Genomic DNA, 20,568 nt, shown 5'->3' with positions numbered 1-20,568 from the left:
GACCGCGAACTTCAGATGACCGCCACCTGGACCCGCCTGCTGCGCAGCACGCCGTTCCGGCTTGCCCTGACGTTCGCCTTCCTGTTCATGCTGGCCTTCGTGCTGGCGGGCGCCATCGTCTACCATATGATGAGCGCCGACCTTGCCGAGCAGCTCGACGACGCCATCAAGGAAACCTATTCCGTCATCGCCGCGACCTATGCCGACAACGATCTCAAGGAGCTGGTGGAGACCGTCCAGAGCCATTCGATCCGCAGCACGAGGAAAGAGCAGCTGTTTTCGCTGACCGACGCGGCCGGCAACCGCATAGCGGGCAACTTCACCGCGGCGGGGCTTCCCGACGGTTTCTCGATGTTCGGCGCCGAGATGCCCGGCCTACCCCCGGACACCGAATACCGCGCCTATTCCGGTTCGGTCGGCGCCAACACCTTGACCATCGCCTTCAGCCTCTCCGAGACGGAGGAGCTGGAAACGATCATGCTGATGAGCTTCGGCTGGGCGACCCTGATCATCACCGGCCTGGCCGTCACCGGCGGCGCCCTCCTCGCCTCGCGCGTCCAGCGCCGTCTCGACGGCATTGCCGCCACGATGGTCGATGTCTCGCATGGCCGGCTGGATACCCGCATTCCGCTGACCGGCAAGGATGACGACATCGACATCGTCTCCAGCCAGGTCAACGCCGCGCTCGATCGCCTGTCGGCGCTGGTCGAAGGCATGAAGCAGGTCAGCGCCGACATCGCGCACGATTTGAAGACGCCGCTCAACCGGCTGCAGATGATCCTGGAGAGCGCCGCCGACAAGGCCGCGCGGCGCCAGGACGTCTCCGACGATCTGGCCGACGCGCGTTCCGAAGGCCACCAGATCAACGAGACTTTCGATGCGCTGTTGCGGATCGCCCAGATCGAGGCCGGCGCGCGCAAGGCGCGCTTCACCGATGTCGATCTCGGCGAGATCCTGCGGACCATCGCCGAGATCTACACCGATGTGGCCGACGACGACGGCAAATCGCTGTCGCCGCCGCGTCTGGAGGAGACGCCGGACCGGATCCAGGGCGATCGCGAACTGCTGACGCAAATGGTCGCCAATCTGGTGGAGAACACGCTGCGCCATTGCCCGCCCGGCACCTCGATCGAACTGGCGGTGACGCGTCGGGGTGACCGCGTCCTTGCCAGCGTTGCCGACAACGGCCCAGGCATTCCCGCCGGCGAGCGCGAAAAGGTGTTTCAGCGGCTCTACCGGCTGGACCACAGCCGGTCGACGCCAGGCAGCGGCCTTGGCCTCAGCCTTGTCCGGGCCATCGCCGATCTGCACGGCGCGACCATCGCGCTTGAGGACCGTAAGCCGGGCCTTGCCGTGGTGGTGAGTTTTCCCGTAGCTACGGCTTAGCCGACAAATTGCCGGTGCTGGCCAATCCAGCTTGGGTTCCTCGCCCCCGCTTTGGCTACGCTATGAACACATCTTCTGTGACTGGCGTGATCGGCCCCGAGGCTTGATTGCCACGTGGTTCCCCCAATCCGTCGCTGCTTCGCAGCGCCACCTTTCCCCCTCCGGAGGGAAAGGAAGGGAGCGTTGCTGGACGCGCGTTGACGGCTAAAAAGGCCTGGCGCCTTTCCTCTCCCCCGTCGATCGGGGGAGAGGTGGCTCGGCGAAGCCGAGACGGAGTGGGGGTCGACCAGCGCAGCATAGGACAATGCATGCGCCAAGCTGCCATGCACGCTATCGCCAAAGACCAGCCGCTGGAAATGTGCGCATGCTTAGCGCCTCTGGCGGGAGCGAGGAGCCCGAGCCCTGAGTACTCACCTGTCGATTCGCGTCGACAGGATGATCGACGACGACGTCCGCTCGACCCCGTCCATGGCGCCGATCTGGTCGAGCAGCGTGTCGAGGTCGCGGATCGATGGCGCGTCGACAATGACGATCATGTCGAAATTGCCGCTGACGGAGTGCAGCGTCCTGACCGGCGGCAGCGCCTGCAGGGCGCGCACCACTTTGTCGGCGAGCTTGGGCGTGACGGTGAGCAGCACATGCGCCCTGACCAGCCCCTGCTCATAGTCTGGCGACAGCCTGACGCCATAGCCGGTGATGATGCCGCGCTGTTCCAGCCGCTCGATCCGGCTTTGCACCGTCGTGCGCGACACGCCGAGCTGCCGCGCCAGTTCGGCCGTCGAGGCGCGCGCGTTGGCGCGCAGCAGCGAAAGCAGGGCCTGTTCGGCATCACTGAGCATTTCGACGAATCCTCTCGGCAAATCGACTAGAGATAGGGTTCACTTTGCAGGATTCCACGCTTCCTTTCGACAGGCAAGCTGCGATGGTCCCGATAAACGCGCATCGCAGGGGAATTTGACCATGAACAAAATCGTTATCGTCGGAGCCGGCAAGATCGGCTCGACCATCGCCGAAATGCTTGCTGAAACGGGTGACTACCAGGTCACCTTGGTCGATCGCTCTGCGGCACAGCTCTCTGCTGCCGAAGTGCCCGCCGGCGTCGAGACGCTCGAACTCGACATCGCGGCGGTCGGTGCGCTTGAAGCGGCGCTCGCCGGCAAGTTCGCGGTGCTGAGCGCCGCCCCCTTCCATCTCACCACGCGCATCGCCGAGGCGGCGGCCAGCGCCGGCGTGCATTATCTCGACCTCACCGAGGATGTCGTCTCGACCAGGCGGGTCAAGGAGCTGGCCCGTTCCGCCAAGAGTGCCTTCATCCCGCAATGCGGGCTGGCGCCAGGCTTCATCTCGATCGTCGCCAACGATCTCGCCAGCCGCTTCGACACGCTGGAAAGCGTGCGCATGCGCGTCGGCGCGCTGCCGCAATACCCGTCCAACGCGCTGAACTACAATCTGACCTGGAGCACCGACGGCGTCATCAACGAATATTGCGAACCCTGCGAGGCAATCGTCCAAGGCGAACTGGTCGAAGTGCCGCCGCTGGAAGAGCGCGAGGAGTTCTCGCTCGACGGCGTCACCTACGAGGCCTTCAACACCTCCGGCGGGCTCGGCACCTTGGCCGAGACGCTGAAGGGCAAGGTGCGCACGCTGAACTACCGCACCATCCGCTATCCCGGCCACGCCGCGATCATGAAGGCGCTGCTCAACGATCTCGGCCTGCGCCATCGCCGCGACGTGTTGAAGGACATTTTCGAAAGTGCTTTGCCGGCGACGCTGCAGGACGTGGTCATCGTCTTCGTCACCGTCTCCGGCCGCAAGAACGGCCGTCTGCTGCAGGAGACCTACGCCAACAAGATCTATTCCAGGCGCGTCGGCCAGACGATACGCAGCGCCATCCAGATCACCACGGCTTCCGGAATCTGCGCCGTGCTCGACATGCTGGCCGACGGCTCGCTGCCGGCGACCGGCTTCGTCAAGCAGGAGGAGATCGCGCTCGACGCCTTCCTCGCCAACCGCTTCGGCCGCGCCTATGCCCAGCACGATATGGTAAGCCGGCTGGCGGGGTGAAGAGCGCCAGCCTTTCTCCCTTCTCCCCCTGTGGGAGAAGGTGGATCGGCGCGCAGCGCCGAGACGGATGAGGGGTGTTCCAGCGGAGTGAGGCGTTGGTGTTCCCTGGAGCACCCCTCATCCGACCTCGCTTCGCGAGGCCACCTTCTCCCACAAGGGGAGAAGGAAAGACCAACGCCGCGCTCAAATATGTAGCGCGTGCCCCAACGCCTTGAGCGCCGCTTCCTGGAACCCCTCGCCCTGCGTCGGATGGGCATGGATCGTTCCGGCGATGTCCTCCAGCCGCGCGCCCATTTCCAGCGCCAGCCCAAAAGCCGCCGACAGTTCCGACACGCCCTGGCCGACCGCCTGGATGCCGAGCACCAGGTGATTGTCCGCGCGCGCCACGACGCGGACGAAGCCGTCTTCGCCGAGCTTGGTCATCGCGCGGCCATTGGCGGCGAAGGGAAACAGGCCGATCTTGATCTCGCCGCCGAGTGCTTTGGCCTCTTCGGGCGACAGCCCCGCCGTCACCAATTCGGGATCGGTGAAGCAGACGGCGGGGATCGAGCGCTTGTCCCAGCTGCGCTTGTGGCCGGCGACGATCTCGGCCACCATCTCGCCCTGCGCCATTGCCCGGTGCGCCAGCATCGGCTCGCCGGTGACGTCGCCGATGGCGAAGACGCCGCGCATCGAGGTGCGGCACTGGTCGTCGATCCTGATGAATTTTCCGGCCCTGTCGAGATCGATCTGCTCGAGCCCCCAGCCCTCGGTAACCGGCTTGCGGCCGACCGTCACCAGGATCTTGTCCGCGGCGACCTTGCCGCACTTGCCGTCGGATGTCTCGACCAGCAACGCGTCGCCCTTCGTCGACAGGCCCTTGGCCTTGGCGCCTGTCATCACTTCGACGCCTAGCACGGCGAGCCGCTTGACCACGGGCCTGGTCAGCTCCGAATCATACTGCGCCAGCACGCGCGGCAAGGCTTCGACCACGGTCACCTCGGCGCCCATCTTGGCGAAGGCCATGCCGAGCTCCAGCCCGATATAGCCGCCACCGACGACCGCAAGCTTCTTCGGCACTTCGCTCAACGCCAGGGCCTCGGTGGATGAGATCACCGGCCCGCCAAAGGGAAGAAAAGGCAATTCTACCGGCGCCGAGCCCGTCGCGATGACGATCGTCTCGGCCCGGATCACCTGGCTTCCCGTCTCGGTTTCGACCTCGACGGTCTTGCCGTCGCGGAAGGTCGCCCAGCCCTGCACGGTCTTCACTCCGGCCTTCTTGAGCAGGCCGGCAACGCCGCTGTTGAGCCGGCTGACGATCCCGTCCTTCCAGGCCACGGTCCTGGCGAGATCGAGCACCGGTGCCGTGACCGAAATGCCGAGCAGGCTGTTGCCGCCAGCCATATGCGCGACCTTCTCGAACTCCTCCGCCGCGTGGATCAGGGCCTTTGAGGGGATGCAGCCGACATTGAGGCAGGTGCCGCCGGGCTTGCCGGCCTCGACGATGACCGTATCGACGCCGAGCTGGCCGGCACGAATGGCTGAGATATAGCCGCCCGGACCGGCGCCGATGACGAGCAGCTTGCAGGAGATTTCTTTCATAATGTGACCCTGGTTCGTTGCGGCATTGCTCCTGCCGATCGCCGACCTTGGAGACTGGCCGAGGCGCCCCCGCCTTCGTCATCCCAGGGCGGAGCAAGGAGCGTAGCGACGCGCGCAGACCCTGGGATCCATGCCGTGACGAGAAGGCGTTGCAACGGTGCAGAATTCTGTTCCGAAGCATTCTCCGGTTGAGGTCGCGGCATGGATCCTCGGGTCAAGCCCGAGGATGACGAACGCGAGAGGGCAGCGCTTGTGACCATCCCCTCTAATCCACGAAAATCAGCGCCGGCGTTTCCAGCAGCGCCTTGATCCGCTGCACGAAAACCGCCGCGTCCCAGCCGTCGATGACGCGGTGGTCGAAGCTCGACGACAGGTTCATCATCTTGCGCGGGATGAACTGCGTGCCGTCCCACACGGGGCGCACCATCATCTTGTTGACGCCGACGATCGCCACCTCCGGATGATTGATGACCGGCGTGGTCGCAACGCCGCCCATGGCGCCGAGAGACGTGATGGTGATGGTCGAGCCGGACAGTTCGTCACGGGTCGCCGTGCCGGACTTGGCCGCCTCGGCCAGCCTGGCGACCTCTGCGCCGCAATCCCAGATGTCGCGCGCCTCGGCGTGCTTGACGACAGGCACCACCAGCCCCGACGGTGTCTGCGCGGCGATGCCGATATGGATGCCGCCATGCTGGTGGATGATGCCGGCCTCGTCGTCGAACAGCGAATTGAGTTGGGGCTGGTCAGCGATCGCCTTGACCATAGCCCGCATCAGGAACGGCAGCAGCGTCAGCTTGGGCCTCTCCGCGCCTCCCTTGGCCGGGCGCTTTTCCTTGTTGAGCGCGGCGCGCAGTTCCTCCAGCGCCGTGACGTCGATCTCCTCGACATAGGTGATGTGCGGGATGCGCGACTTGGACAGCGTCATCTTCTCGGCGATCTTGCGCCTGAGCCCGACCAGTTTGATGTCTTCGACTGCATCGTTGCGGGCGAGACCCGTTGTCTTGGCCAGTTGCGGCCCGCGCGCCAGGAACGCCTCGATGTCTTCGTGGCCGATGCGGCCGGCCGGGCCGCTGCCCGCGACTTGCCTGAGATCGATGCCGGCCTCTTTCGCCCGCAAGCGGACGGCTGGCGACGCCAGCGGCTTTTCGCCTTCCGGGCGCGGCGCGCCGGCCGAGGCCCGTGCAGTGGTCTTCGCAGCAGGCGGTGCGGGTTTTACCGGTGCCTCGGCGGGCTTTGCCACCTTGGGCGAGGGTGCGGTTTCGGGTTTCGGGCTCGGCAGCTTGGCGGGCGCTTCGGCCTCGGCGGTTGGCTCCGCTTCTTTGCCGGCGGCCTTCACATTGCCCTCGCCCGCCACCTTCAACCGCACGATGGGCGAACCGATCGCCACCGTGTCGCCGATCTCGGCGCCCAGCCACAGGATTTCGCCATCGACCGGCGACGGGATTTCGACCGTCGCCTTGTCGGTCATGACGGCGGCAAGCACCGTGTCCTCGCGCACGATGTCGCCGATCTTCACATGCCATTCGACGAGTTCGGCCTCAGCGACGCCCTCGCCGACATCGGGCAGCTTGATGATGTGTTCGCCCATCTCAGGCCTCCCTAAGCTTCCAATGTTTCGATGAGGGCACGGCCGACGCGGGCGGGTCCCGGAAAATACTCCCACTCCTGCGCGTGCGGATAGGGCGTGTCCCAGCCGGCGACGCGGGCCACCGGCGCCTCCAGATGGTAAAAGCAGTTTTCCTGCACCAGCGCCGACAGTTCGGCGCCGAAACCGGAGGTCAGCGTCGCCTCATGCACGATGACGCAACGTCCGGTCTTCTTCACCGAGGCCACGATGGTGTCGAGATCGAGCGGCAGCAGCGTCCTGAGATCGATGATCTCGGCGTCGATGCCGGTTTCCTCGGCCGCGGCCTGGGCGACATAGACCATGGTGCCGTAAGCGAGCACCGTGACGGCTGAGCCCGCCCTGCGGATCGCCGCCTTGCCGAGCGGCACGGTGTAATGGCCGTCGGCGACCTCGCCGAGCTCGTGCTTCGACCATGGCGTCACCGGCCGGTCGTGATGGCCGTCGAACGGACCGTTGTAGAGTCGCTTCGGCTCGAGGAAGATCACCGGGTCGGGGTCCTCGATCGCCGCGATCAGCAGGCCCTTGGCGTCATGCGGGTTGGACGGCACCACCGTCTTCAGGCCCGACACATGGGTGAACAGCGCTTCCGGGCTCTGGCTGTGCGTCTGGCCGCCGAAAATGCCGCCGCCCGTCGGCATGCGCACAACGATCGGGCAGGTGAAGTCGCCATTGGAGCGGTAGCGCAGCCTCGCGGCTTCCTGCGTCAGCTGGTCGTAGGCCGGATACATGTAGTCGGCAAACTGAATTTCCACGCAGGGTTTCAGGCCATAGGCGGCCATGCCGATGGCCGAGCCGACAATGCCGGATTCGTTGATCGGCGCGTCGAAACAGCGGCTCTTGCCATATTTGGCCTGCAGGCCGTGCGTGACGCGAAAAACGCCGCCGAAGAAGCCGACATCCTCGCCGAACACGACGACTTTGCTGTCGCGCTCCATCGACACGTCCATGGCGTCGCGAATGGCCTCGATCATGGTCCGTCTTGGCATGGCTCAGACTCCCGCCTGCTGGCGTTGGCGTCTGAGATGCGGCGGCATCTCGGCAAACACACCTTCGAACATCTCGCGCGTCGACGGCTTGCCGCCGGCATGCAGCGTGCCGTGGCTTTCCGCCTCCTTCTGCGCCGTGATGACCGTGTCGAGGATTTCGGCCTCGGCCTGCGCATGCCGCTCGTCCGACCAGACGCCGAGCTTGATGAGATGGTTCTTCAGCCGCATGACCGGGTCGCCGAGCGGCCAGGCGTCGGACTCGGTCTTGGGCCGGTAGGCGGAGGGGTCGTCCGAACTGGAATGAGCGCCGGCGCGGTAGGTGACATATTCGACCAGCGTCGGTCCGAGATTGCTGCGGGCCCGCTCGGCAGCCCATTTGGCCACCGCGTGGACGGCGAGATAGTCATTGCCGTCGACGCGCAGCGACGGGATGCCGAAGCCGAGGCCGCGCGCTGCGAAGGTGCCCGAGCCACCGCGCGCAATGCCCTGGAAGGTCGAGATCGCCCACTGGTTGTTGACGACGTTGAGCACCACCGGCGCCTTGTAGGTGGAGGCGAACACCAGCGCCGAATGGAAATCCGATTCCGCGGTCGAACCGTCGCCGATCCAGGCCGCGGCGATGCGCGAATCGTTCGAGATCGCCGAGGCCATCGCCCAGCCGACCGCCTGGATGTACTGCGTCGCCAGATTGCCGGAGATGGAGAAGAAGCCGTGCTCCTTCGACGAATACATGATCGGCAGCTGCCGGCCCTTCAGCGGATCGGCCTCGTTGGAATAGATCTGGTTCATCATGGTGACCATCGGATAGCCGTCGGCGATCAGCAGCCCTGCCTGCCGATAGGTCGGAAAATTCATGTCGCCGGGCGCCAGCGCCTTGCGGAAAGCGCAGCTCACCGCTTCTTCACCGAGATGCTGCATGTAGAAGGACGTCTTGCCCTGGCGCTGTGCCATCTGCATGCGCGCATCGAAGGTCCGCAGCGTCATCATGTTGCGCAGGCCCTCCAGCAATTCCTCGCTGGAAAGCAGCCCGGCCCACGGCCCGACCGCCTCGCCGTCGCGGTTGAGCACGCGGATGATCGAGAAGGCCATGTCGCGGATGGTGCGCGGATCGACATCGATGTCGGGGCGCGGCACCGAGCCGGCCCCGGCGATGGTCACGTTGGAGAAATCAGGCGTGCCGCCCGGCCGCACTTCCGGCTCCGGAACATGGAACCGCAACATCCCAGCATCGGCCATGACCTCAGATCCTCCAATGTTGCCTGGATGCGGATATTTGCACATCCGCGCCTCCAGGCCAGTGCGAATTCGCGGGGCAAGCCCTTCAGCTATCGGTTCCGGCCACGCCGGCCGATCCGCCTCCCGCGCTCAAGATGAAGATATGTCCGCGAAATTTCTTGTCGATGTTGAGCGGCGGCGCGCAATTTGGCGAATGGTTGCGCCGTGTTTGTCGCCAGATAAGGTGATTGATTGGAAATACTTGGGGTTCGCCAACCCTGGCGCCCTTCCTCTCCCCCGTCGATCGGGGGAGAGGTGGCGAGCGAAGCTCGACGGAGTGGGGGTCGACTTGCCTCCGGCGTTGTTGTTTCTCGCCGGGACAACGCCTCGCCCTGATTGAGGTTCTGTGATGACTGCCAGCGGCGGCGCATTTGAGGACCGGCTTCCCCCACTCCGTCCCGGCTTCGCCGGGCCACCTCTCCCCCTCCGGAGGGAGAGGAAGAGCGTCGAAGGTTGGCGGCCCAAGCTGGAAACCGTTCACTCCATCCCCGCATCATGCTAACCACCCCTCCATGGCACAGAAGAAAGCTTTCGAGGTCGACGGTTGGCTGGCGCGGCCTGATCCGCGCATCTCGATCGTCCTGCTTTATGGCCCCGATCGCGGCCTGGTCTCGGAGCGGGCGAAGGCATTTGCCGGCAAGACCGGCCTGCCCCTAGACGATCCGTTCTCGGTGGTCAGGCTCGAGGGTTCGGAGGTCGATCGCGACGAGGGCCGCCTGCTCGACGAGGCTCGCACCGTGCCGATGTTTTCCGACCGGCGGCTGCTCTGGGTGCGCAACGCCACCGGGCAGAAGGCGCTGGCTGACGACGTCAAGGCGTTGACGGCGGAGCCGGCGAGCGATGCCATCATCCTGATCGAGGCCGGCGACTTGAAGAAAGGCGTCGGGCTGCGCGCCGTGGTCGAGGGCGCCGACAATGCCATGGCTTTGCCCTGCTACGCCGATGAGGCCCGCGACATCGACACCGTCATCGACGACGAGCTGCGCAAGGCCGGCATGTCGATGACGCTGGAGGCGAGGCAGGCGCTGCGCCGCAATCTCGGCGGCGACCGGCTGGCCTCGCGCGGCGAGATCGAAAAACTCGTCCTCTACGCCCACGGCCAGAAGGAAATCGGGCTGGAAGAGGTGCGAGCCATGTCCGGCGACGTGTCCGGCGCCTCCTTCGACGACGCCGTCGACGCGTTGCTCGAAGGCAAGGTCGGCGCCTTCGACACCGCCTTCACCCGCCATTGCCAGGGTGGCGGCCAGCCCTTCTTGGTGCTGTCCTCGGCGATGCGGCAGTTACAGCAGATCCAGGTCATGCGCGGCCAGATGGACTCGGGCGGCCGCAATGCCGCTTCCGTCGTCGCCGGCGCTCGGCCGCCGGTCTTTTTCTCCAGGCGCAAGCTGGTGGAGAAAACGCTGGAGCGCTGGAACAGCGAAGCGCTCGGCCGCGCGCTGACCCGCCTGCAGTCAGCCGTGCTGCAGACGCGGCGCCGGCCGGACCTGTCGGTGGCGCTGGCACGGCAGGCACTGCTGGGGATCGCGGTGGAAAGCGCGCGGTTGGCGCAAAGGTAGGAGAGCGATCTTGCCTTTTCGGCGCCGAGTGCGGCCTCCATCGGTCAATGCATGATCATGGCGCCCACCGGCTGGAAGGTTGGCAGCGCCTGTGGAAAGACCAGCACCGCCGCACCATAAAGGAGCAGAGCGACACCCGACATCTTTGCGATCCGATCTCCTGCCGGAAGGGTCTTTTCCGCAAGGACCAGCAAGGTGACCACGGCCATCGCGGCGACGTTCATGATCCCAAGAGGAAAGAGGGCGAGAAACAAGAGCCAGCAGCAGCCCAGGCAAAAAAGCCCGTGCTCCAGGCCCATGCGAACCGCGCCCCAGTAACCATCGCGCCACGAGGTCAGGATGAAGCCGATCGGCGTGCGGCATTTGGCCAGACACAGATCTTTCAGCGGGGAGAGCTGATAGGCGCCTCCGATCATCAGCAGCGCGCCGCCGATACGCGCGGCCGTCGGCGTGGACAATCCCACACGTCCGGCAAGCATCTCGGCACCCGCCGCGCCGGCAAAGGCGATAACGCCCATCACCCCCCAAACCAGCATGTACCCGGCCACGAACACCCAGCTCGAGACAAAGGTCTCGCCGCGGCCCTGTTTGCCGGCCTGGACCTTGTGAAAGGTCAGGATCATGGGCGCGGCCGTCGGAAACATCATGGCAATCATCATGATCATCCAGACGGCAAGGAACAGCGGCGCCTTCATGCCCATGGTGAGCGAGTACATTTCCATGCGCATGTCCGCGTCCATGCCCATCTGCTGCCAGACAAGCACGATCCACGCCGCCGCGGCGATAGAGATCAGCAGCGCGAGAATGATGTATCGCTGGAACGTCGGCGCCATGGACAAGTACGTTCCGTCCTATTCGTCCAGCTTCTACTGCTGGCCGGACCAGTTGATCGGAGCGTAATGTCCGTTTCGGCGGGAATTGTCCCAGCTCATGCCATGGTCGCTGAACGTGCTGCCTTCCGCCCCCATCGCCATGGCGAGCCAGTCGGGATTGACAGGATGGCCGGTGGCCGCCCACATCTGCCCATCCTCGCGCATTGTCGGCAGTGGCTCGACAGCCATCCGCATGATGCCCGCGATCTCCGCCGACCGCTTGTTGCCGTCTATCCGGTAGCTTATCGGCACCTTCTTGGCGCCGAGGTTGGTGCCGATCAAGGGTGCCAACACCGCCATGGGGCCGCCCGCTGCGCCAGTGAAGATGGCACCTAGCGCCTCTGTTTGCCTGTCATCGGCCCGTTCGTCGATATAGGCGGCGGCCGTCCAATCGCCGTTTGCCATCGGACCCGGCGTGTGAGCAACCATCGCGACACTCAGCCCATCCAGTCGAACGTCGCCGTAATTGCCCGTATCGATATGAAAGACCAAACCAACGTCGCAAACGCCTCTCGTCGGCTTCGATGTCAGCTGCGCGTTGGTGGACAGCAGGCAAGGACACACGACATCGCAGCTACAATTTTCGAAGTAACTTCCGGACAATTGCCAACGGACTGCCATTTGCACCTCCCGTTTGCGTCAGGCGCGTCGGCATATCGTTTGGCGAGGCGGTGCCATTCATGAGCATGTAGGAATGGCAAATAGCCCTCGCCGCGGCTGACCGGCACGCTAGGGCAGTTAATTTAAGCCATGTCTAATTGAAGTTATACCGTTGCCCGGCGCAGTCAAGCCGCGAGCGCCAGGGCTGGCGAGAGGCGCTGCAGGAAATCGCCGTGGAGCGCGAGGTTGGGGCAGTGGCAGGCGCCCGTTCCTTCTCCCCCAGGGGGAGAAGGTGGATCGGCGCGACAGCGCCGAGACGGATGAGGGGTGTTCCAGCGGAGTGAGACGCTGGTGTTCCCTGGGGCACCCTCATCCGTCGCCTTCGGCGACACCTTCTCCCACAAGGGGAGAAGGGAGAACCGCACCAAAGATTTGCCGGCTAAATACCAAGCGTCCCAGAAAAAGCGTGCCGCGGCCTCCCGCTCTAACTTCTTGTTTTTACGCAATTCCCAAGGGGAAGCGCTACGCGCTTCTCCCGGAAAAACCGCTACGCACTTTTCCTGGAATTGCTCTAACTGCGTAGAAACAACAGTCAGAACGGATTGGTAGTCCAGTGAATCACCGGGCCACCTCTAATCCTGCTTCAGCCTCCGGCACAGCTCATCCAGCTGCTCCAGGCTCCGATACGCAACCCGCAGCACCCCGCCCTTGCCCTTGTGGTCGACCGTGACGATCATGCCGGTCGTGTCGGTGAGCAGCTTTTCCAGCGCCAACGTGTCGGCGTCCTTTTCGGCGGCCGGCGCTGTGGGTTTGGTGCCGTTGGAAGTTGTGCCGGCCGGCATCTGCGCCAGCGCTTCGGCCTGGCGCACGGAAAGGCCTTCCTCGACGATGCGCTTGGCAAGGCCGGCGGGGTCCTCCGCCGTTACCAGCGTGCGGGCATGGCCGGCCGACAGCGCGCCGTCGACCAGCATGTCGCGGATCACGTCGGCCAGCTTCAACAGCCGCAGCGTGTTGGCGACATGGCTGCGGCTCTTGCCGATCACCTGGCCGAGATCGGCCTGGGTGTAGCCATGGTCGTCGATGAGCTGCTGGTAGCCCTGCGCCTCTTCCACCGGATTGAGGTCGGCGCGCTGGACGTTCTCGATGATCGCCAGCTCCAGCGCCGTGCGGTCGTTGACATCGCGGATGATGACCGGGATCTCGGTCAGCCCGGCACGCTGCGCCGCGCGCCAGCGCCGCTCGCCGGCGATGATCTCGTAGCGGCCCGCCTGGGTGGGCGACGGCCGCGCCACCACCGGCTGCACCACGCCATGCTCGCGGATCGACTGGGCGAGGTCGGTCAGTTCGGCATCGCCGAAATGCCGGCGCGGATTTTTCGGATTGGCGCTGATGAACTCGATCGGCACCTTGCCATCGGCGCTGATGCCGGGCTTTTCCGGTGCGGCCGGGCGATCGATCTCACCGATCAAAGCTGCCAGCCCGCGACCCAGTCTTTTCCTCGAGAGATCTTCGTTCATCTTTATTCCACGTCTATTTCGAATCGTTTCGGTATCGAATCGGTTGTTGATTATGCATCTGGCCTAATCAAGCGGCGCGCAATTTACGCTCGCGGCGGATCACTTCGGAGGCCAACTGCAGATAGGCCTGGCTGCCAGAGCATTTCAGATCGTAGAGGATCGCCGGCTTGCCATAGGACGGCGCCTCGGACACGCGCACATTGCGCGGAATGACGGTCTCATAGACCTTGTCGCCCATATGCTCGCGCACGTCCTGCACCACCTGATTGGCGAGGTTGTTGCGGCCGTCATACATGGTCAGCACGATGCCCTGGATGGTGAGATCCGGATTGATCGATCGGCGCACCTGCTCGACGGTTTCGAGCAACTGGCTGAGACCTTCCAGCGCGAAGAACTCGCATTGCAGCGGCACGAGAACGGAATCGGCCGCCGCCATTGAATTCAAAGTCAAAAGATTGAGCGAGGGCGGACAATCGATCAGCACATAGCCGAAAGGCGCCCCGCGCTCGGTCGCGGCGCGCAGCGCATTGCGCAGCTTGAGGACCCGGTCGGGCGCCGAAGCGATCTCCATCTCGATGCCGAGCAGGTCGAGCGTCGAGGGCACGATCGACAGGCCGGGCACCGCGGTCGGAATGGCCGCCGCTTCCAGGTCCAGTTCGCCCGTCAGCACATCATAGGACGAGACGGTCCGGTCCTTGCGGTCGATGCCGAGGCCGGTGCTTGCATTGCCTTGCGGGTCGAGGTCGACGATCAGCACTTTTTCACCGATTGCCGCGAGCGCGGTGGCCAGGTTGATGGCGGTGGTCGTCTTGCCGACACCGCCCTTCTGGTTGGCTACGGTGATGATTCGAGGGCCGTTCTTCATCATGGGCTTATGCCAGAAATTCATCTTTGGGTCGCCGAATAATCGGGCCGATCTCGGTTCAGACAGGCCGCACATTGGACAATTCGAGGATGACGCCGCTGGCGTCGGTCACGCTTGGATGTTCTACCAGATCGAAGGTCCACCGGTTAACGCTTTCTTGCACTTCGGCGCGGTAATCCCGGCCTTTGTGGAACAATCCGCGCGCGCCCGAGGTCAGCCATGGCGCGGACAGGTCGAGCAGGACCGAAAGCGAAGCCAGCGCCCGCGCCGTGACGATTTGCGGCTTCGAAACAAGCCCATGGCTGTCCTCGATACGGCGCGCCACGACCCGCGCCGGCAGGCCGAACTGCCCGATGACGGTCTGCAGGAAAGAGGCCTTCTTGCGGTTGCTTTCAACCAGATCGATGCTGGCCCCCGGGCGCTCGGCGAGCAGGAAGGCCATGACAAGCCCAGGAAATCCGCCGCCCGAGCCGATGTCGACCCAATGCCTGGCTTCCGGCTCTATCCGTGCGAGCTGGGCGCTGTCCAGTATGTGGCGCTGCCAGACATCGGCCGAGGTCGACTGTGCCACGAGATTGATGCTGCGATTCCATTTCTGGAACATTTCTTCGAACGCCACCAGGCGCTCGAATGTTTCACGTGAAACCGGGCCGGCGGCGTGCTGCAGGCTCTTCAGGGAAAACGAGCTCACGCAACGTCCCTCTGCTCGGCTTTCTCCGCGGGTTCCCAATGGCGGACATGCGCAACGATGATCGCCAGCGCCGCCGGCGTCATGCCTTCCATGCGTTGTGCATCCGCGATGGAGCGCGGCCGCCGCGCCTGCATCTTCTGCTTCAGCTCGTTGGACAGTCCGGGCACGCCGGCGAAATCGACCGTCTCCGGGATCAGCCGGCTCTCTTCATGCCGGATCTGCGCGACATCCGTGCTCTGGCGATCGAGATAGACCGAATATTTTGCTTCCGTTTCGAGACGCTCGGCAGTCTTGGCGTCGACGTCGTGAAATTTCGGCTCGACCCTGGCCAGCCAGGCCAAGTCGACACCGGGATAGGCCAGCAGTTCAAAACCGGACCGGCGCACGCCGTCGCGGTTGATCTCCAGACCGTGCCGTGCCGCCTCATTCGGCGTCATGGTCAGCGAAAGCGCCAGCTGGCGGGCTTCGTCAAGCCGCCGCATGACATGGCCATAACGCTGCATCCGCCGCGCCGAGACGATCCCAAACTTGTTGGCCAACGGCGTCAGCCGCTCATCGGCGTTGTCGGCGCGCAGCGACAGCCGGAACTCGGCGCGAGAGGTGAACATTCGATAGGGTTCGCTGATGCCGCGGCTGGTCAAATCGTCGACCATCACGCCGATATAGGCCTCGGTGCGGCTGAGCACGACCTCCTCGCCGCCTGACGCGCGACGCGCCGCATTGAGGCCGGCGAGCAGGCCCTGTCCAGCCGCCTCTTCATAGCCGGTCGTGCCGTTGATCTGCCCGGCGAGAAAGAGCCCGGCGACGCGCTTGGTCTCCAGTGTCTGATGCAGTTCGCGCGGATCGACGTGGTCATATTCGATGGCATAGCCGGGCTGCAGCATGACCGCACGCTCCAGCCCGGGAATGGTCTTCAATATGCCGAGCTGAACGTCTTCCGGCAGCGAGGTCGAAATGCCGTTGGGATAGACGGTGTGGTCGTCGAGCCCTTCCGGCTCAAGAAAAATCTGGTGCCCGTCGCGGTCACCGAACTTGACGATCTTGTCCTCGATCGACGGGCAATAACGCGGCCCAACCCCTTCGATCGAGCCGGAATACATCGCCGAGCGGCCTAGATTGGCGCGGATCAACTCGTGGGTCGCCGTGGTCGTGCGCGTGATGCCGCAATCGATCTGCGGCGTCACGATACGGTCGGTCATCAGCGAGAACGGCACGGGATGCTCGTCCGCCGCCTGGCTGTCGAGCAACGCCCAGTCGATGGTTCGCCCATCCAGGCGCGGCGGCGTTCCGGTCTTGAGCCGCCCGAGCTTGAAGCCGGCGCGGTCCATCGTCGCCGACAATCCCATGCTGGCCTTCTCGTTCATGCGACCGGCAACGATCTTCTTCTCGCCGATATGGATGAGACCGCGCAGAAAGGTTCCCGTCGTCAGCACCACGGCGCCGCAGGCAAGCCGGCGGCCGTCGGCCAGCAGAACCGCGGCGATCTTTCCATCTGGCATTTCGAAATCGAGAACTTCGCCCTCGACGACATCAAGATTGTTCTGCTGCCGAATCGCTTCCTGCATGGCAAGGCGATAGAGCTTCCTGTCGGCCTGCGTGCGCGGACCCCGTACCGCCGGGCCCTTGCGGCGGTTGAGCAGACGAAACTGGATTCCGGCAGCATCCGCCACGCGGCCCATCAGCCCGTCCATGGCGTCGATCTCGCGCACCAGATGCCCCTTGCCGAGACCGCCGATCGCCGGGTTGCACGACATGACTCCGATCGTATCGAAACGCAGCGTTACCAGAGCGGTGCTGGCGCCGGCGCGCGCAGCGGCACTGGCGGCCTCGCAACCGGCATGGCCGCCGCCCACCACAACCACATCATAGTGATCGGTCATTTTACATAGGTCCCGGACTCATGAGATGAGCGACACATGTCCCCGCAAGGCCATGCTGTCAAGAAAACTTCCGCGCCACGTTTCACGTGAAACAGGGAAAGGCTGCCTTTGTCCGTGTTTCACGTGAATCACGGCCCCAAAAATGTTTCACGTGAGTCAGTCGAAGTCCCCGCCAACGACCGCGCATGTTTCACGTGAGTCATTTTCCGATGCAGAACTGGGAAAAGATCACGTCGAGCAAGTCTTCGACGTCCACGGCACCCACGATTCGCCCCAACCGATCGGCTGCCAGGCGCAGTTCTTCAGCGCGCAATTCCTGGGCGGTGCGCTCATCGGCGGCGCGGTGCAGATGCCGGTTCGCGGCATCGAGCAGCTCGACATGGCGTAGCCGCGACGGCAGCACATCGCCGGCACCGCCCGCTGCCTGACTGGCGCGGCGCCCGATCTCCGCGAGCAATCCATCCACGCCCGTCCCGTCGACCACCGATATGCCAAACGCGTAGCGCCCAGCCGCATTGTGAGCCGCTTCGCTGTCAAGCAGATCGAGCTTGGTGCCAACGCGCAATGCCGGTGCCGTCACCGTCAGCGGGCCAGCCTCCCTGGGGTTGGCGGCGTCCTCGAGCAACAGCACGAGATCGGCGCGATCCGCCCTGGCTTTCGCCTTCTCGATGCCGATCGCCTCGACCTTCCCTGGCGCATCCCGCAACCCGGCCGTATCGGTCAGCCTGACACGCAGGCCTTGGAGATCCAGCACCACCTCGAGCAGGTCGCGGGTGGTGCCGGGTTCATCCGTTACAATAGCCGCATCGCGCCGCGCCAAGGCATTGAACAGGCTGGACTTGCCGGCATTGGGGGCACCGAGGATCACGACCTCGAAGCCGTCCCGGATGATCTCGGCGGCGTGGAATCCCGCAACATGGCGATCTATCTCTGACATCATCGACCGCACGTCTGACCAAACCGTATCCGAAACGGAACCCGGCACATCATCCTCATCAGCGAAGTCGATCTCGGCCTCGATCATGGCCCGCGCATGGATCAGGCGCCGACGCCAATTGAGGTAAAGCTCGCTCTGCGCGCCGTCGGCATTCTGCACGGCGAAGCGCCGCTGCGCTTCGGTCTCGGCGTTGACGAGGTCCGCCAGTGCCTCCGTCTCAACCAGGTCGACCTTGCCGTTGAGGAAGGCGCGCCGCGTGAACTCCCCGGGTTCGGCATGCCTGACGCCGTCGAATCCAGCGATCGTCTCCAGCATTCTGGCCACCACGGCGCGGCCGCCATGAACATGAAACTCGGCGACGTCCTCGCCGGTGAAGCTCGCCGGACCGGGGAAGAAGAGAACCAAACCGCTGTCGAGCAGCGTTCCATCCGCCGCCTTGAACCGGCGCAGAACAGCGCTCCGCTCCTTAACCATGACACCAGCGATCGTTTCGATAACGAATCGAGTCCGTGGGCCGGATATGCGCAGCACCGCGACGCCGGCCGGGAGGCGGCCGCTTGATAGCGCCACGATCGATTCGCCTGAAATCATTTGCCCGCTCTACCGAACCGCCCTAACTTTCGCCTCATCACCGCCCCCGGATTGCCCCGAAAGTTTGGCCCTTGTGACTTTGCCCGCGCGAAACCTGCTTGCCGACGAGGCCAGCCCCTATCTGCAGCAGCACAGCGGCAACCCCGTGCATTGGCGGGGATGGTCGCCGGCATCGCTGGAAGAAGCAAAAGCCTTGGAGAGGCCTATCCTGCTCTCCATCGGCTATGCCGCCTGCCACTGGTGCCATGTCATGGCCCATGAAAGCTTCGAGAATGACGACGTCGCAGCCGTCATGAACCGTCTGTTCGTCAATATCAAGGTCGACCGCGAGGAGCGCCCCGACATCGACCAGATCTATATGGCGGCCCTGTCCTCCATGGGCGAGCAAGGCGGCTGGCCGCTGACCATGTTCCTGACGCCGGACGGCAAGCCGTTCTGGGGCGGCACCTATTTCCCGCGCGAGCCGCGTTATGGCCGTCCGGGATTCATCCAGGTGATGGAAGCGGTCGACAAGGCCTGGCGCGACAAGCGGGCGAGCCTGCACCAGAGCGCCGACGGCCTGACCTCCCATGTCGAGGCGCGGCTCTCGGCCACGCATGCCAAGGCGCTTCTCGATCGCGATACGCTATCCGATCTTGCCGGCCGCATCGGCGGCATGATCGACCGCGACCGCGGCGGCCTCGCCGGCGCGCCGAAATTCCCGAACGCGCCGTTCATGCAAACGTTGTGGCTGTCCTGGCTGCGCGACGGCAATGCCGCGCATCGCGACGACGTTCTCACCAGCCTCGAACATATGCTGAGCGGCGGCATCTACGATCACATTGGCGGCGGGCTCAGCCGCTACTCGACGGACGCCGAATGGCTGGTGCCGCATTTCGAGAAGATGCTCTACGACAACGCCCAACTCATCCGTTTCTGTAACTGGGCTCACGCGGCGACCGGCAACGATTTGTTCCGGCTACGAATCGAAGGTACGGTCGACTGGCTGCTGCGGGAAATGCGCGTCGATGGCGGTGCCTTTGCGGCCAGCCTCGACGCCGACAGCGACGGCGAGGAGGGGCTGTTCTACACCTGGAGCCGGGAGGAGGTCGAAGCCGTCCTTGGTGACGATTCCGCGTTGTTTTTCAATTACTTCACGCTTTCCAGCCCGCCCGGTTGGGAAGGCAAGCCGGTGGTCCATCAGACCCTCTCCCAGCAAGCGCTCGGTGTGGAGGACCGGGACCAGTTGATCCCTCTCAAGAGAAGGCTTCTCGCAGTCCGGGAAGAACGCGTCAGGCCGGGCCTGGATGCAAAGACCCTTACCGACTGGAACGGCCTGATGATAGCCGCCCTCGCCGAGGCTGGCCGCTCGCTGGCCCGCCCGGACTGGGTCGAGGCCGCGGCCAAGGCCTTTGCCCATGTCGGCGCCGCCAGTCGCGACAATCGCTTGCCGCATTCCATGCTCGGCGCCAGGAAGTTGTTTCCCGCTCTGTCGAGCGACTATGCCGCCATGACCAACGCGGCGATCTCGCTGTTCGAAGCCACGGGCGATTGGAATTATGTCGACCAGGCCAACCAGTTCCTCGACCAACTCGACCGTTGGCACGCCGACGCGGAGGGCGCAGGCTACTATCTGACCGCCTCGGACAGCACCGACGTGCCTATCCGCATCAGGGGTGATGTCGACGAGGCCATTCCGTCGGCCACCAGCCAGATCATCGAGGCGCAGCTCCGGCTCGCCTCCGTCACCGGCAATCTCGACTTGCAGGAGAAGGCGTGGAAAACCGCCGAGCATGCTGCCGGCCGCGCCGCGCATCAGGCCTATGGCCAGACCGGCATCGTCAATGCCTGCGCGCTTGCCATCGAGCCGCTGAAACTGGTCATCGTTGATGGGCCGGAAGATCCGAAGCTCATTGCGGTCGCGAATCGAAATCCCGATCCGCGCCGCGTCGATATCGTCGAGCCGATCGGTACGGCAGCGAATCGACCCTTGCTGCCCGGCGGAATCCTGCCGCCGACCAACCGGCGCGGCGCCTGGTTCTGCACCGGCCAGGTCTGCCTGCCGGTGGTTACGGATCCGGATGAGCTGGAAGGATTGCTGCGGAGTGCGTCATCCTCGGGCTTGACCCGAGGATGACGAAGAGAAAGCCGCCTCGCTCGA

At 64.5% G+C, this 20,568-nt stretch carries 16 protein-coding genes; 4 read left to right on the top strand and 12 right to left on the bottom strand.

The annotated features are described in order from the left end of the window. The first annotated feature begins 15 nt into the window (after positions 1–15). Positions 16–1,386, top strand: a complete 1,371-nt coding sequence (locus EJ077_RS30715) for a HAMP domain-containing sensor histidine kinase (RefSeq protein WP_208698712.1) — start codon at positions 16–18, stop codon at positions 1,384–1,386. A gap of 410 nt (positions 1,387–1,796) precedes the next feature. Here EJ077_RS30715 and EJ077_RS30710 read toward each other — a convergent pair whose 3' ends face one another. After that, the gene (locus EJ077_RS30710; protein ID WP_208698710.1) at positions 1,797–2,225 is read right to left on the bottom strand and encodes an Lrp/AsnC family transcriptional regulator; all 429 of its coding nucleotides are present in this window, start codon (positions 2,223–2,225) and stop codon (positions 1,797–1,799) included. A 121-nt stretch (positions 2,226–2,346) separates the two neighbouring features. Between EJ077_RS30710 and EJ077_RS30705 the strand changes: the two genes are divergently transcribed. Continuing rightward, positions 2,347–3,450: a saccharopine dehydrogenase family protein gene (locus tag EJ077_RS30705; RefSeq protein WP_208698708.1), complete on the top strand. Its 1,104-nt coding sequence runs from the start codon at positions 2,347–2,349 to the stop codon at positions 3,448–3,450. A 183-nt stretch (positions 3,451–3,633) separates the two neighbouring features. Here EJ077_RS30705 and lpdA read toward each other — a convergent pair whose 3' ends face one another. From lpdA to EJ077_RS30685, 4 genes are all read right to left on the bottom strand, one after another. Further along, positions 3,634–5,031 (bottom strand): dihydrolipoyl dehydrogenase, encoded by a 1,398-nt coding sequence (gene lpdA, locus EJ077_RS30700; protein ID WP_208698706.1) that lies wholly within the window; start codon positions 5,029–5,031, stop codon positions 3,634–3,636. Between the two features lie 265 nt (positions 5,032–5,296). Continuing rightward, positions 5,297–6,619 carry a dihydrolipoamide acetyltransferase family protein gene (locus EJ077_RS30695; RefSeq protein ID WP_208698704.1) on the bottom strand — a complete coding sequence of 441 codons (1,323 nt, stop codon included), beginning with the start codon at positions 6,617–6,619 and terminating at the stop codon, positions 5,297–5,299. A gap of 11 nt (positions 6,620–6,630) precedes the next feature. Then, positions 6,631–7,644, bottom strand: a complete 1,014-nt coding sequence (locus EJ077_RS30690) for an alpha-ketoacid dehydrogenase subunit beta (protein WP_208698702.1) — start codon at positions 7,642–7,644, stop codon at positions 6,631–6,633. A gap of 3 nt (positions 7,645–7,647) precedes the next feature. Continuing rightward, positions 7,648–8,880 carry a 3-methyl-2-oxobutanoate dehydrogenase (2-methylpropanoyl-transferring) subunit alpha gene (locus EJ077_RS30685; RefSeq protein WP_208698700.1) on the bottom strand — a complete coding sequence of 411 codons (1,233 nt, stop codon included), beginning with the start codon at positions 8,878–8,880 and terminating at the stop codon, positions 7,648–7,650. Between the two features lie 551 nt (positions 8,881–9,431). Between EJ077_RS30685 and holA the strand changes: the two genes are divergently transcribed. After that, positions 9,432–10,475, top strand: coding sequence for a DNA polymerase III subunit delta (holA, locus tag EJ077_RS30680; protein ID WP_208698698.1), 1,044 nt, complete (start codon positions 9,432–9,434; stop codon positions 10,473–10,475). A 44-nt stretch (positions 10,476–10,519) separates the two neighbouring features. On the opposite strand, the gene EJ077_RS30675 is transcribed toward holA, so the two are convergent. From EJ077_RS30675 to mnmE, 7 genes are all read right to left on the bottom strand, one after another. Beyond that, complete coding sequence (locus EJ077_RS30675; RefSeq protein ID WP_208698696.1) at positions 10,520–11,308, bottom strand: DUF2182 domain-containing protein; 789 nt, start codon at positions 11,306–11,308, stop codon at positions 10,520–10,522. Between the two features lie 33 nt (positions 11,309–11,341). Then, positions 11,342–11,968 (bottom strand): DUF1326 domain-containing protein, encoded by a 627-nt coding sequence (locus tag EJ077_RS30670; RefSeq protein ID WP_208698694.1) that lies wholly within the window; start codon positions 11,966–11,968, stop codon positions 11,342–11,344. Positions 11,969–12,579: 611 nt separating this feature from the next. Continuing rightward, positions 12,580–13,464, bottom strand: coding sequence for a ParB/RepB/Spo0J family partition protein (locus tag EJ077_RS30665; protein WP_208698692.1), 885 nt, complete (start codon positions 13,462–13,464; stop codon positions 12,580–12,582). A gap of 67 nt (positions 13,465–13,531) precedes the next feature. Then, positions 13,532–14,332, bottom strand: a complete 801-nt coding sequence (locus EJ077_RS30660; RefSeq protein ID WP_208703179.1) for a ParA family protein — start codon at positions 14,330–14,332, stop codon at positions 13,532–13,534. Between the two features lie 55 nt (positions 14,333–14,387). Beyond that, a complete protein-coding gene (gene rsmG, locus EJ077_RS30655) occupies positions 14,388–15,020 on the bottom strand; it encodes a 16S rRNA (guanine(527)-N(7))-methyltransferase RsmG (RefSeq protein WP_208698690.1) in 633 nt (210 codons plus the stop codon). After that, positions 15,017–16,900, bottom strand: coding sequence for a tRNA uridine-5-carboxymethylaminomethyl(34) synthesis enzyme MnmG (mnmG, locus tag EJ077_RS30650; protein WP_208698688.1), 1,884 nt, complete (start codon positions 16,898–16,900; stop codon positions 15,017–15,019). The genes rsmG and mnmG overlap by 4 nt, the downstream gene beginning before the upstream one ends. A 199-nt stretch (positions 16,901–17,099) precedes the next feature. Further along, the gene (gene mnmE, locus EJ077_RS30645) at positions 17,100–18,428 is read right to left on the bottom strand and encodes a tRNA uridine-5-carboxymethylaminomethyl(34) synthesis GTPase MnmE (protein ID WP_208698685.1); all 1,329 of its coding nucleotides are present in this window, start codon (positions 18,426–18,428) and stop codon (positions 17,100–17,102) included. A 73-nt stretch (positions 18,429–18,501) separates the two neighbouring features. On the opposite strand from mnmE, the gene EJ077_RS30640 reads away from it, so the two are divergent. Next, positions 18,502–20,544 (top strand): thioredoxin domain-containing protein, encoded by a 2,043-nt coding sequence (locus tag EJ077_RS30640; protein ID WP_208703178.1) that lies wholly within the window; start codon positions 18,502–18,504, stop codon positions 20,542–20,544. Positions 20,545–20,568 lie beyond the last annotated feature (24 nt).

Origin of the sequence: Mesorhizobium sp. M8A.F.Ca.ET.057.01.1.1 (assembly GCF_003952565.1) — a bacterium.
GTDB lineage: Bacteria > Pseudomonadota > Alphaproteobacteria > Rhizobiales > Rhizobiaceae > Mesorhizobium.
The sequence above is the reverse complement of the archived record's forward strand: the minus strand, read 5'-3'. Positions and strand labels throughout refer to the sequence as shown.